Below are 13,750 nucleotides of genomic sequence, written 5' to 3'. Positions count from 1 at the left end.
CTGCGGGTGCTTCAGCGGGTCCGCTGGCGCTGGGTCCCGGCCAGCGCATGCGGCGTTCCGACCAGGTAGCCCTGCGCGTAGTCGACACCCATGCCCTTGAGGATCGCCAGGATCTCGGCGCTCTCGACGAACTCGGCGACGACGCGCTTGCCCATGCCGTGGACCATGTCCGTGATCGCCTTGACGAAGATGCGATCTTCGGTGTTCTTCGCGAGGTCGCGGATGAAGGCCCCGTCGATCTTGACGTCGTCGACCGGCAACTGGCGCAGATAGGCGTAGGAGGCATAGCCGCTGCCGAAATCATCCAGGGCGAAACGGCAACCGAGCGCCTGCATGTCGCGCATCAGGCGGGTGGCGTTGGCGAGGCTGTTGATTGCGGCCGTCTCGGTGACCTCGAAGGTGATGCGCTCGGCGGAGACCTCGTAGCGCTGCAGCAGTCGGCGCAGGTCGGGTAGCAGCAGCGGGTCGTCCATCGCGCTGGCCGAGAGGTTGATCGAGAGGCGCAGGGCAGGCTGGGCCCGCATCGCCGCGAGGGCATTGTCGATGACCCAACGGTCGATCGCGCGGATCTGCCCGGTGCGTTCGGCCACTGGGATGAAGCGGTCCGGGTAGATGGTCTCGCCGCGCGGGTTGCGCATTCGCAGCAGCACCTCCAGGTGACTGATCTCGCCGGTGGCGATCTCGATGATCGGCTGGAAGTGCAGCTCGAAGCGGTCGAACTGCAACGCCTGGGCGATCTCCTCGCGCCAGAGCACGCGGGCATCGAGCTGCTCCTTGCCTTGATCCTTCTCGCTGAACATGTACCAGCGGCCCCGGCCTTTCTCTTTGGCCTGGTACATGGCCAGATCGGCGTTGGCCATTAGCTGGCCGATCGTCGCGCCCTGGTCGGGGAACATCACGATGCCGATGCTGGCCGAGGCATGATGGCGGCGCCCCTTCTCCTGGACGATGATCGAGTGGATCGCCCGCTGGATCGCCTCGGCTGCGGCGCGCGCATTGTCCTCGCTGCCCTCGGGGAGGACGAGCGCGAATTCGTCGCCGCCGAGGCGGGCCACCAGGTCGCTCGGCTGGGAGACCAACCGCAGCTGATCGGCGACCCGTTGGAGCAGGGTGTCGCCGACCTGGTGGCCGCTGAGGTCGTTGACGTCCTTGAACTGGTCGAGGTCGAGGAACAACAGCGCGCCCTGGTGCTCGAAGCGCACCGCCCGTTCCAGGATCCCCTTGAACTCGTCGTTGAAGCGGCGCCGGTTGAAGAGTTGGGTGAGCGGGTCGTGGTTGGCCAGCCAGACGAGCCGCGATTCCGCCTGCTCGCGATCGCGCTGCAGCGCCTCCATGCGGTCCGTGAGGCTGCGCACGGTGTCGGTCATCAGGTCGATTTCGTCGTTCGGCATCCGAGCCCTGGTGTGCGGCGGCAGCCGGTCGCGGAGGTCCGCATAGCGGTTCTCGGCGAGCAGGGGCAGGGCCGAGGCCAGGTCGCGCAGCCGGTAGAGGGGCCCCTTCATGATCATCAGCAGCAGGACCTCGGAGAGGACCAGGCCCAGGATGCCGAGGAGGATGCTGCCAAGGGTCGCCGCGCGGATCGCCTCGCGCTGGGTGCTGATGTCGTTGACGATGAGGGCGTCGATGCCGGGGGCGAGCGAGGGGATGCGGAAGACCTCGAACCAGCCCGTGTCGTGCTGGACCGGGATGGGCGTGCCCAGGGCGTCGGTCTGCGCCAAGGTGGCCGCGGCGCTGCGCAGGATCGGTTCGGTCTTGTCCGGGTAGGTGACGGCCGGGAACTGCAGGTAGGATGGGCTCTGGGGATCGAGCAGCGGTGATGGTTCTCCGGGTTTCTCGGCACCCCAGGCAATGGCCACCTCGGCCCCGGTCAGGGCGCGGAAGCTGAGCAGGGCGTCGGCGAGCGACCGACCGAGGATCAGATTGCCGGCGAAGTCGCCCTGCCACAGCAGTGGGATCGCGAGATACTGGTGGCACTCGAATTTGCAGAGCAGCGTGGCGATCGCCCGTTCCGGGTCCCGGGCGAGGCGCTCGCGCAGCGTCTCCGGGACGCTCGGGCCGTCGTCCGAGGGCCAGCTCAGCGAGTCGGTCCCGTCGGATCGGATCCAGTGCACGGACCGGATGTCCCACTCCAGATCCAGCAGGGCGCCATGGATGTCGAGTGCCCGGGCGATCTGCGCCTCGATATCGGCAGTCGGTCCTTCGCTCGCCCCGAGCAGTGGCACCAGGCTCGCGAGCTTCGACATCTCCTGGCTGCCCTCCTCGATGAGGGCGCGCAGTTGGCGGGCCTGCTGCTCGCGCACCGCCCCCTGCTGGAGCTCGAACTGCTCGACCAGTTGGAGGTTGGCGATCAGGGCCAGCGAGGCATTGACGAGCACGAGCGCGAGGCTCAGTGCGATCAGGGACTTCCACCGAAGACTGAGGTAGCCTGATGGTCCCCGCGGGGTGCTTGGCGGAGCCACGGCGGAACCTTAGAAGCGCGTCGAGATCGAGGCGGCGAAGACGTCCCACTCCCGTACCAGGTCGCCCGGGTCCGGGTTCTCGCGCCAGGAGATGGCGAAGGTGCCATCGTGGCGCTGGTATTCGAGGCGCAGCATCAGGTTCTGGGCAATGTCCCAGCGCAGCCCGAGGGTGAAGATCTTCGAGAAGAAGTCGTAGCGCGGCACGACGCCACCGGTCAGTGCCGAGCGCTCGCGCCCGCCGCGGTCGCCGCGATCGGCGAAGCCCTCCTCGTAGCGCGCCATGACCTCGAGGTCGGGGCGCACGCGGTAGGCGCCTTGCAAGTAGTAACCTTCCATCACCTGATCCGTGAACGGGAACAGCGGGCCGAAGTCGTGCCAGCGCGTCGGCGTGCGGGCATATTCGGCCGATAGCGTCCAGTCCTTGGCGTTGTACTGGAACGAGGCGATCCAATCGAAGACCTCGATCGATCCGGCATCGAGGGGAGAGGCGGCGCCTGCATCGAAGCTCATCTCCATCAGGATCGCGCTCAGGCCGAGTTTGAGGTCGTCGGCCGGGGTCGAGTACCAGAGGCTCGCCGTCTTCCAGCTGGCACTGTCGGATTCCAGATCGCCATCGAAGTCTTCGCCGAGGTAGGTCCATTCGACGTTGTCGTCGATGACCGCCTGCCCGGCGCTCAGCGTCAGCGAGAGGTTGCCTTGCGGCCCGAACAGGTCGCCGTAGAGCATGGCCCCGTCGGACGAGAGCAGGAGGTTACGCACCTTATCATAATAGATCACCTGCGGCAGGAAGATGCCGGGCCGCGTGAAGGGGACGTCGCGGGTCTCGTTGTAGAGGCCGAAGGGGTTCTTGATACGCCCGACCCGCAGGCCGAGGCGCCGCTCGGCGTCGGAGAGGAAGGCGTAATCGACCAGCGCATAGTCGAGCGATGGTGAGCCGTCGTACATCTCCCCGGCGCGACGGGCGAGCAGTTGACCGGAGAAGAGCCAGTTGGGGTCGAGCTGGTAAGACAGGTTCAGACCCAGTTCCGTGAATTCGAGCGACGTATCCGGGCTGTTGCCGTAGTAGCGGTTGGCCGAGGTTGCGACGACCGCCTGGCTGGCGAAGCCATGGATCTGAAGGCGCCCTTCGGCCAACTCGATGGCGTGGCCGAGGGTGGGGGCGATGACCGCCGCGAGGGCGATCGGAAGGCTGAGCTTGTGCGACATGTCAACGTACCTGCAAGACGCGCAGATCGGGGTGCTCGTTGGGGACTGCCGCATAACCGATCGCCCCGGGCGTCGTGGCGACGCGCTGGATCATCTCCTGCTCGTCGTCGACCGTGATGGGTGCCTGGCCGGTGCCGGAGAAGATCTGGCGGTCCCAGACGCGACGCAGTTGGTAGGGGTAGAGCCCGAGGATCTCGTTGGTGAACCGCTGATGGATGGGGTGGTTGTCCGGCAGGACGAAGACCTTGGCCAGGCGGCCATTCGGCCAGGTCTTGAGCCTCAGCGTGAAATAGAGTCTCGCCTCGTTGCGTGTCAGGGTCGCGATCTCGGCACTCGGGTGCGCGATCAATTCCTGCGCCGCGATCGGTGCGACATGGCAACCAGCCGCCAAGGCGAGGAGGCTCAGCCACCGAAGGAGGGATCGCGCGGACAAGGCTCGGGCGGTCAAGAGAAATTCCTAGACAGTACTGAATCGAATCATTCGTCGCCGACCCGTGGTCAGTGAGGTGTGGGCGCGACAGCCACGACCCGACTTCGAGTCGCCCTGCGCGGGGTCGGCTCGCACAGGTGTACGACGCACGCAAGGCCTCGGTCCTGGGCCTGCAATGACATCCTTTTCAGATGCTTGCGTTTTTTGCTCCGGCGAGCGCCGAGACCTCGCGATTCCTGTCATCGGTATTTCCCCTGATGGGCTCTGGAGTCTAAGCGGCGTCGGCCTCTAACACAAGAGGTGGTGGGGCGGCCCCCATGAAGGCGATGGGCGCACGACTGTGATTCGCGCAAGTCCGTGACGGAGGTCGCACTTCGTTCGCGAGAATGGGAGAAGTTCGTGTTAGCCTACCGGCCGAGAATGACAATCGCATCGACTGGCCGCGTCCGCCGCGGCGTCGCGTCGCGGGCCCCACGCTCGCCGATCGGCGCGGTGCGCCACGGATGGGGCGATGACTGGACGCCACGCGGCCTTCTCGGTCCGCCCGGCGCGCGCCGCGCCGAGGGTGTCGGGTCGCCTGTCTCGGCGCCGAAGATCTCGACTGGACCACAGCACCGTGAAGAGATGGAGTTATGGTTTTGGCTGCGCCAGGGCATTCGGGGCACAGTGCCCACGTTATAGTTCGCGATCGCTACTTCCGTTTCTCCTGCATCGCTGACCCGATCGATCTGGAGACCGCCTATCGTATTCGCTATCAGGTCTACTGCCTGGAGCGTGGCCTGCTGCGCAAGGACGACTACCCGGACGGGCTGGAGCGCGATGAATACGATGCCGTCTCGCTGCATGTTCTCGCGACCCATCGCTCCGGCGAGCCGGCGGGCACGGCGCGGCTGGTGACGCATTCGCCGCTCGGATTTCCGCTGATGCGCCATTGTCGATTCGCCGGGGCTTACGAGTATCTCAACGACCCCGCTTATCCCGGCCATACGCATGGTGCCGAGGTTTCGCGGGTGGCGATCTCCAAGACCTTCCGTGTGCGCGCCGGGGATACTGTCTACGGTGGTCTACCGCGCGCCGAGGGCACCCGCCGCTCGGCGGGGGATGTCCTCGTCGCACCGCGCAATACGCCTGAGATCCTGGTCGGCCTCTGTCGTCTGATCTACCAGGCAAGCAAGCGCCGCGGTGTGACGCATTGGATGTTGGCGATGGAGCGGAGCGTCCATGTCATCTTGACTCGTATCGGGCTCAAGTTCGTCCCAGCCGGTCCGGAGGTCGACTACCACGGCCCGGTGCGGCCCTACTTCACGACTGTAAAACGGTTCGAAGAGGAGCTTTACAAGGCCTCGCCGGAGCGGTTTCATTACTTCGTCCGTGACCTCGAACCCGATCTCGTCCCCGATTTCGTCCGCTCCCGGGATGGGGTCGGTCCGCCCGAAGTTGCGTCGGTCTAGAAAAGGGGTCAGAGCCTGAGGTATCCCCGGATAAACGGCCTAAACCGCCGTGGCGTAGGTCGATTTACCGACGCAAGCCGACTCTCGCGATCTGAGCCATCTCGCCGTCGCGCGGCTCACTGGGAGCGCCGGCTTTCCAGCCGGCTCGTCGCCGTCGCGGCTCGATGCCGCGTTGGCGGCGTCTGGGCCGGTCGGAGGGCACGTGTGGGGCCGGCCATCCAGCGGCGCTTATCGGTGATCTCCTGGCTCCAGCGCCGAAGGTCGCGCGCTGGGGTCATCGAGCCCCCCGCGCGAAGCCGGCTGAAAGCCGCCGCTCCCAGTTCGTACCGACTCGCCGTCGAGGCCGATTTTGTGGGTATACGTCAGGGTCAGAGCCCTTTTTACGCGTTTTCGTAAAAAGGGCTCTGACCCCTTTTCGGGGTGCAATAGGTGAATTTCCGCTCGTAGTCGAGCGTCTGCCCGAACGGGAAGGCCGCATAGGGCCAGACCTGGATCTCATCCGGGGTGCCGCCGGGCGCGCTCGGCAGGTGCGGGCGCAGGGCCTCGGCGATCGCGCCCGCCTCGCCGGCCCAGCCGGCGGTGGTTTGCAGGTGCAGGCGGCAGCCGGTGCCAGCCAGGGGTTCGACGCGGAAGGCGCCGCTTAGCCGGTCGGCGATTTCGGGTCGGGCATAGAGGGCGTCCTTGATGTCGAGCAGCGCGCGTCCGTCCGGCAAGGTATCGGCCTCCCGTCCCGTCACCGCGATCATCGGCAACCTCGGCAGGTCGAATCTCCTGCCGTGCGCGTCCACCAGCGCGGCGGCGAGCCGGCGCGGATCGAGCCGCTTGGCCCGGTCGCCGGTGCGGTAACGGATCAATGGCAGGCGCAGCGATCGATCGAGGGTCGAGACGGTCAGCGAGCCCCAGCCGTCGGCATCGGGGGCGACGACCTCGACGAAGATCCGCATTGGATCGTAGACGAAGAGGAGCGGCGGCACCCGCCCGGGCCAGGCGCCGATCGCCGCCGCGAGCCGCTCCGGGGAGCGGTCGCCGAGCTGGCGCAGGCGCACCGTCTCGCGCGTCTCGAAGAACAGATTGAGGCCCAGCTCGGCGAGGCCCATCGAGGACATCACGAAGCCCCTCGTCCAGCCGTCGGGGTCCTGGCCGAGGCCGGTGGCGACATAGCGGCGGAAGGCCTCGCCGAAGGTCTCCTCGCCGAGGGCGACATGGATCCTGAAGCGGCCCCAATCGCCGCCGGTCTCGCGCCCGTGGTCCAGCAGCCGCTTGCAGAATAGCGGGTCGGTGACGAGGATCACCTGCTCGTGGTGGGGCGCGAACTGCTCGATCAGCGCCCCGACCATGTCCTCGCGGACGCTGGTCTCGGCGAGCGTGACCGTCGAGCAGGAGAAGCGCACGCCCATCGGCAGGGCATTGATCAGGAGCGTCCTGCGCTGGTCGGTCTGGAACAGGTAGGCGAGCGCCAGTTCGATGATTCGGCGCGTGCGCCTTTCCTGGCGGTGAGTGGCGAGGCCGAAGGCGAATCGCCCGCCGTGCCCGGAGCTGGTCAGGACGCCGGCGAGTCCCTCGAGGCGCCCCCCGACGCAGAGCTCGGCGAGCGGATAGGCGCCGAAGAGGTCGCGCTTCTCGAGGATCGGGCAGTGGGCGAGGAACTCGGCCGGCGAGCGGATCCGCGCCGCGACGACCCCGCGCTCGCCGAGGATCGCCCGGTAGGCCGGGACCTCCCGTGCCACCCGGTGAAACTGGGCGATGGCGCGGTCGACGCTCGCGGCGACCAGGCGCTGGCCGTCGAGGCGGTCGAGGGCGGCGATCTGCCAGCGGCGTATGAGCTTCTCCAGCGATCTCATCGGATTTCGGTACCCCTTATCTCGAGCGCCTTTCGGGGACCTTGAAAACTTGCCATCCTGGTAATTTTTCAAGGCGCGAAGCGAAAATGCGATCTCTGCTGCGCTTCATTTTCAGTCGCTCAGGCGACTGAACATGGCGGGGCATCCTTGCCCCGCGCGGGCACCTTGTTTTTTTTCAAGGTGCCCTTTCCTCGAACGGTCGCCGGCGCGCGCCGGATCAGGCCGCTTTTATCGGGGGATGATACAGGTCTTCGCCGTGCGCGCCCGACTCGGGCACCGGTTCGCGGACGGGCGAGCGAGGAGGAGGCGGGTGCCGCTGGATGTTGGCCGGCCGCCTCAGGGCGCGTCAGAACACCAGGTTCAGCATCGTCAGCGAGACGATCAGGAAGAGGATGGTCATGATGCCGCCGGCGCGCATGAAATCGGGCACCCGATAGCCGCCCGGGCCCATGATCAGGGCATTGACCTGATGGGTCGGGATCAGGAAGGAATTGGACGTGGCGATCGCGACGGTCAGCGCGAAGACCGCCGGGTCGGCGCCGGCCCCCAGCGCGATGTTGACCGCGAGCGGCACGAGCAGCACGGTCGCGCCGACGTTGGACATGACCAGCGTGAAGAAGGTCGCGAGGACGGCGAGCGCCGCCTGGATCACCCAGATCGGGCTGTCGCCGAGCAGGAGCAGGGTCTGGTCGGCGATCCAGCGGGCCGTCCCCGAGCTCTCGACGGCGAGCCCGAGCGGGATCAGGGAGGCGAGGAGGAAGACCGTCTTCCAGCTGACCGCCTGGTAGGCCTCCTCGATCGACAGCACCCGCGTGAGGATCATCCCCATCGCCCCGGTCAGCAGCGCGACCGACAGGCGCAGGTCCGTGAAGAGCACGAGCGCCAGCGTCAAGGCGAAGAAGAAGAGGGCATGGCGCACCTTGCTCGGGCGTAGCTCCTCGTGCGGATACTCGGTCGTGACGATGACGAAGTCGCGATTGCGCTCCAGGCGCGCGAGGTCGAGCCAGGTCGTGTGCACGACGAGGGCGTCGCCGGGGCGAAAGGGCGTGTTGCGCACGCCGCCGGTCTCGAAGTTGATTGTCTCCCCGCCGCGGTGGATCGCGAGCAGCGAGAGGCCATAGGTCTTGCGCATCCAGATGTCGCGGGCGGTCTTGCCGATCAGCGACGAGCCCGGCGGGATGACGATCTCGGCGACGCCCGCCTTGGTCGGTGCCAGGACCTCGGCGAAGGTGTCGAGCTCCGGCTTGACGATCGCCTGGTGGGCCGTCGCGAAGCGCTTGAAGGGTTCCCGGGCGCCGAGCAGTACGAGGGTGCCGGGCTCGATGCCGAGCGTGCGGTCGACCCCGTCGGCGCCGACGCGCAGCCCGTCACCCTTGTCGACGCCGATCACCCGCACCCGCCAGGCCCGCTCCAGGTCGTCGACATTGACCCCGATCAACGGCGAGTCGGCGGTGACCCGGATCTCATGGATGTCGACGCCCGACAGCCCGTAGGTCTCGGCGAAGTAGGCGGTCGCATCGCTGCCCTCGAGCTTGTCGCTGCCGCCGGCGGGCAGGACGAGGCGTCCGGCGATCACGAAATAGAGGATCCCGACCGTGACCAGGGCCAGGCCGATCGGCGTGACATCGAACAGCTGGAAGGTGGCCATCGGTGCGACCCCGTCGGGCAGGGCCTGGTTCGAGGTCAGGATCAGGTCGTTCAGCAGGATCAGCGGGCTGGAGCCGACCATCGTGATGGTGCCACCCAAGATCGCGCAGAAGCCCATCGGCATCAGCAGCCGCGACATCGACAGGCCGGTGCGCGCCGCGATGCGGCTCACGACGGGCAGGAAGAGGGCGGCGGCGCCGACGTTCTGCATGAAGCTCGAGATCACCCCGACCGTGCCCGAGATCAGCGGGATGATGCGCTGCTCGGTCGAGCCGCCGATGCGCATGATGAAGCCCGCGACGCGCGACATGATGCCGGTCCGATCGAGGCCGGCGCCGATGATCATGACGGCGATGATCGAGATCACGGCGTTGCTCGCGAAGCCGTCGAAGAGCTGCTCGACCGGCACCAGGCCCTCGGACAGGCCGATCAGGGGCGCGACCAGGCTGGTCAGCCCGAGCAGCACCATGACCGTGATCGCGGCGACGTCGACGGTGACGACCTCGAAGGCGAAGAGGAAGATCGTCAGCAGCAGGAATGCCGTCACCCAGGCGATCTCGGTGCTCGGCACGACGCCGGCGAGATAGATGGCGGCGACGGCGAACAGGGCCGCCGCGATGTCGCGCGCAGACAACGCCTTGATGGCCTCGAACATATCCTGACACCCTGCTGATGACTGGTAGCTGTAGCCGATGCCTCGGGGCGCCCGTCGCCCACCGGCCGAAATGCCGGCCAGTCTACCATAAGAAATTCATCGTTTTTTCATATAAGGGTGTCTTGATATAGTGCCGTTCCGTCCTGGGGCCTGTTTCGAGGTGGTCGAACGGCCGCCCGGATCGCTCGCCAGCGGGCGCCGACCCTGAGGTATCCCCCCAAGATCGGCCGCGACGGCGAGTCGGTACGAACTGGGAGCGCCGGCTTTCAGCCGGCTTCGCGCGCGGGGGGCTCGATGCCCCCGGCGCGCGACCTGCGGCGCTGAAGCCAGGAGATCACCCATCAGCGCCGCTGGATGGCCGCTGCGCACGTGCCCTTCTACCGGCCCAGACGCCGCCAACGCGGCATCGAGCCGCGCCGGCGACGAGCCGGCTGGAAAGCCGGCGCTCCCAGTCAGCCGCGCGACGGCGAGATGGCTCAGATTGCGAGCGCCGGCTGCCGTCGGTCAGTCGACCTACGCCACGGCGGTTTAGGCCTTTTGTCCGGGGATACCTCAGGCTCCGACCGGCGCAGGCTAAGCCGGCGGAAGCAGTCGGTATGCCTCGTTGACATCCCCCGCTGATCGAAACGGATCCGCGGTGCGAAAAGCTCGGGCCTCCCGTTTGCACGGTCGGGGGCGATGCGCTACCCTTCGCGGTCTAGACGAGGTGGCCGGTTCGCGCCGGTCCTCGTCGTCCCCGGAGAGGTGTCCGAGTGGCTTAAGGAGCACGCCTGGAAAGTGTGTATAGGTTAACAGCCTATCGAGGGTTCGAATCCCTCCCTCTCCGCCATCACCCGATGGCGTCGTCGATGCCTCGTTGAAGGAACCGGCGGGCCGATCTCCCCCGGGCCGCGGGCGGCCGTTCTACTCCCTGCACCAGCTTTCGTTCCACCATCTGGGCGTTGCGCCGGGAGCGAAGCCCATGTCTGGATCCATTGCGACGACGCCCGAGCGCGAGCCGGTCTTCTGCACGCGCGGGCTGATCAAGACCTACCAGGTGGGCGAGGTCGAGATCGCGGCCCTGCGCGGGGTCGATCTCGAGCTCCATGCCGGGGAGCTGGTCGTGATCCTCGGCGCCTCGGGTTCGGGCAAGTCGACGTTGGTCAATATCCTGGGCGGGCTGGACCGGGCCTCGGGCGGTACGGTCCGCTACCGCGGGCAGGACCTGTCGCTGGCCGACGACCGCGCGCTGACCGCCTATCGGCGCCGCCACGTCGGCTTCGTCTTCCAATTCTACAACCTGATCTCCAGCCTCACGGCGCGCGAGAACGTCGCGATCGTCACCGAGATCAGCACCGACCCGATGCCGCCCGAGGAGGCCCTCGCCCTGGTCGGACTCGCCGATCGCCTCGACCACTTCCCGGCCCAGCTCTCCGGCGGCGAGCAGCAGCGCGTGGCGATCGCGCGCGCCGTCGCCAAGCGCCCGGCCGTGCTGCTCTGCGACGAGCCGACCGGCGCGCTGGATTCGCAGACCGGCATCCGGGTCCTGGAGGTCCTGCGGCGCATCAACGAGGGGCTCGGGGCGACGACCGCGATCATCACCCACAATCGGGTGATCGGCGAGATGGCCGACCGCGTGGTCCGGCTCGGCGACGGGCGGGTGCAGGAGGTGCGCGTCAACGCCCGCCGCCGTGACCCGGCCGAGCTCAGCTGGTGATGCGCGCGCTCTCGCGCAAGGCGCTGCGCGATCTGGCCCGGCTCAAGGGGCAGGTGGCGGCGATCGCCGTCGTCATCGCCGCCGGGGTCATGGTCCTGATCTTGACCGTGGCGATGCGCGAGGCGATCGCCTCGGCGCAGGCGCGCTTCTACGAGACGCAGCGTTTCGCGGACGTCTTCGCCGAGCTCGAGCGCGCCCCGGAGCGGGTCGCCGCGCGCCTGCGCGAACTCCCCGGTATCGACCAGATCGAGACGCGGGTGCAGGCGCCGGTGCGCCTGGAGGTGCCGGGCTTCGCCGGGCCGGTGCGCGGCCTGCTGCTGTCGCTCCCCGACGGTCGCCAGCCGGCGCTCAATCGGCTCCATCTGCGCGAGGGTGCGCTGCCGGCACCGGGCCGTGCCGACCAGGTCGTCCTGAGCGAGCCGTTCGCCGAGGCCCACGGCCTGCGTCCAGGCGATGCGTTGCGGGCCATCGTCAACGGACGCGAGGTCGATCTCGTGGTCAGCGGCCTGGCCCTTTCGCCCGAGTTCATCTATCAGGTGGCGCCGACCGATCTGTTGCCCGACTATGCCCACTACGGGGTCCTCTGGATGGGCCGTCCGGGGCTGGCCGAGGCGATGGACATGGACGGGGCCTTCAACAGCCTGGTCCTCACGCTGGCCCCCGGGGCCGATCCGCGGGCGGTCATCGCGGCCGTCGATCGGCGCCTGGCGCGCTACGGGGGTATCGGCGCGACCGACCGGGACGAGCAGATCTCGCATCGCTTCCTGGCCGATGAGCTCGACCAGTTGCGGGTCATGGCGCTGGTCCTGCCGGCCGTCTTCCTCGGCGTCGCCGCCTTCCTGCTCAATCTGCTGATGGCCCGGATCGTCACCGGGCAGCGCCAGCAGATCGCGATCCTCAAGGCCTTCGGCTATGGCGATGGGGCCATCGCCGGGCACTTCGGGCTGATGGCCGGGCTCGTCGTCGTCCTCGGGCTCGCCCTCGGCATCGCCCTCGGGGCCTGGGCGGCCAGCGGGTTGGTCGGGCTCTATGCGGAGTACTTTCGCTTTCCGCAGATGGGGTTGCGGCTGCCGCCGCAGTCCCTGGCGCTCGCGCTGGCGTTGGCGGTCGCGGCGGCGCTCCTCGGCACCCTGGGCGCGGTGCGCCGGGCCGCGCGGCAGCCGCCGGCCGAGGCGATGCGCCCGCCGGCCCCGGAGCGGTTCCGTCCCTCCTGGCTGGACCGCTCGCCGCTCGGGCGGTACCTCGGTCAGCCGACCCGCATCATCGTGCGCAACCTGTCGCGGCACCGCGCCAAGACCCTCTTCTCGACGGTCGGCATCGCCCTCTCCGGTGGCCTGCTGCTGCTCGGCAGCTACCAGTTCGGGGCCGTCGATCGGCTGCTCGACGTCCAGTATCGGCTCGTGATGCAGATGGATCTGCACCTGACCCTGACCGAGCCGACCTCGTTCGGCGCCCTGGCCGAGCTGCGCGCCCAGCTCGGTGTCCGCCATGTCGAGGGCTATCGCAGCGCCGCGGTGCGCCTGGTCGCCGGGCGGCGCGACTATCGCACCGCGATCCTGGGCGTCGAGGCCGCGCCGCGGCTGCGCCGGCTGCTCGATGGCGAGCACCGGCCGGTGCCGGTGCCGCCGGACGGGCTGTTGCTGACCCGCTACCTGGCCGACTATCTCGGCGTGCGCCCGGGCGGGTCGGTGACGGTCGAGGTCCTCGAGGGGCACAGGCGCGCGCTGGCCGTGGGCGTCGCCGGCGTCGTCGACGAACCGATCGGCCTCGGCGCCTACATGGCACGCCCGGCCCTCAACCGGCTGATGGGCGAGGGGCCGGCGGTCTCGGGCGCCTGGCTGCTCGTCGATCCCGCCGCGCAGGAGCGGCTCCTCGCGCGCCTGTGGGAGATGCCGCGGATTGCCGGCATCGCCCTCGTCGCCGACGCCGAGCGGCAGTTCCGCGACTACATCGGCGACACCGTGCTCGCGACCATGACGATCCTGCTGCTGATGGCCGGCTCGATCACCTTCGCCGTCGTCTACAACAACGCTCGGATCGCGTTCGCCGAACGGGCGCGGGAGCTTGCGACCCTGCGCGTGCTCGGCTTGACCCGCGCCGAGGTGAGTTGGATCCTGATCGGCGAGATCGCCGTGCTGACCCTGCTGGCCATCCCGCTGGGGTGGCTCGTCGGCACCGGCTTCGCCGCCCTGCTGAGCTGGGCCATGACGACGGACCTGTTTCGCATGCCCTGGATCATCACCCCGCGCACCTATGCCTTCTCCGCCGCCGGCGTCCTGGTCGCGGCCGCGCTGTCGGTCACCGCGATCGCCCGCCGTCTCGGGCGGCTCGACATGGTGCTGGCGCTGAAGACGTTGGACTAGCC

8 protein-coding genes and 1 tRNA gene are annotated in these 13,750 nt (G+C 68.3%); 4 read left to right on the top strand and 5 right to left on the bottom strand.

The genetic code is table 11. From position 1 onward, the window contains the following. Positions 1-11: 11 nt before the first annotated feature. Genes CKO41_RS01985 through CKO41_RS01975 form a run of 3 tightly spaced genes read right to left on the bottom strand, consistent with a single transcriptional unit; the run spans position 12 to position 4,098 of the window. Entirely contained in the window at positions 12-2,459 is a 2,448-nt protein-coding gene (locus CKO41_RS01985) for an EAL domain-containing protein (protein WP_200381085.1), read from the bottom strand. Between the two features lie 9 nt (positions 2,460-2,468). Continuing rightward, a complete protein-coding gene (locus tag CKO41_RS01980) occupies positions 2,469-3,665 on the bottom strand; it encodes a putative porin (RefSeq protein WP_200252667.1) in 1,197 nt (398 codons plus the stop codon). Position 3,666: 1 nt separating this feature from the next. After that, positions 3,667-4,098 (bottom strand): type 2 periplasmic-binding domain-containing protein, encoded by a 432-nt coding sequence (locus tag CKO41_RS01975; protein WP_242463879.1) that lies wholly within the window; start codon positions 4,096-4,098, stop codon positions 3,667-3,669. A 629-nt stretch (positions 4,099-4,727) separates the two neighbouring features. Between CKO41_RS01975 and CKO41_RS01970 the strand changes: the two genes are divergently transcribed. Next, positions 4,728-5,546 (top strand): PEP-CTERM/exosortase system-associated acyltransferase, encoded by an 819-nt coding sequence (locus CKO41_RS01970; protein WP_200252663.1) that lies wholly within the window; start codon positions 4,728-4,730, stop codon positions 5,544-5,546. Between the two features lie 380 nt (positions 5,547-5,926). Here the strand turns inward: CKO41_RS01970 and CKO41_RS01965 are convergent, their stop codons facing one another. Then, complete coding sequence (locus CKO41_RS01965) at positions 5,927-7,387, bottom strand: phenylacetate--CoA ligase family protein (RefSeq protein ID WP_200381083.1); 1,461 nt, start codon at positions 7,385-7,387, stop codon at positions 5,927-5,929. A gap of 346 nt (positions 7,388-7,733) precedes the next feature. Then, on the bottom strand, positions 7,734-9,689 hold the full coding sequence (locus tag CKO41_RS01960; protein WP_200381082.1) for an SLC13 family permease: 1,956 nt from the start codon (positions 9,687-9,689) through the stop codon (positions 7,734-7,736). A gap of 738 nt (positions 9,690-10,427) precedes the next feature. Here CKO41_RS01960 and CKO41_RS01955 point away from each other — a divergent pair. The 3 genes from CKO41_RS01955 (at position 10,428) to CKO41_RS01945 (ending at position 13,748) form a co-directional block, all read left to right on the top strand. Beyond that, positions 10,428-10,518, top strand: a tRNA-Ser gene (locus tag CKO41_RS01955). 132 nt (positions 10,519-10,650) lie between these two features. Then, positions 10,651-11,385, top strand: coding sequence for an ABC transporter ATP-binding protein (locus CKO41_RS01950; protein WP_200381081.1), 735 nt, complete (start codon positions 10,651-10,653; stop codon positions 11,383-11,385). Next, positions 11,385-13,748, top strand: coding sequence for an ABC transporter permease (locus CKO41_RS01945; protein ID WP_200381104.1), 2,364 nt, complete (start codon positions 11,385-11,387; stop codon positions 13,746-13,748). The genes CKO41_RS01950 and CKO41_RS01945 overlap by 1 nt, the downstream gene beginning before the upstream one ends. Positions 13,749-13,750: the final 2 nt, after the last annotated feature.

The sequence above is a fragment of the Thiococcus pfennigii genome (assembly GCF_016583835.1).
Taxonomy (GTDB): domain Bacteria; phylum Pseudomonadota; class Gammaproteobacteria; order Chromatiales; family Chromatiaceae; genus Thiococcus; species Thiococcus pfennigii.
The sequence above is the reverse complement of the archived record's forward strand: the minus strand, read 5'-3'. Positions and strand labels throughout refer to the sequence as shown.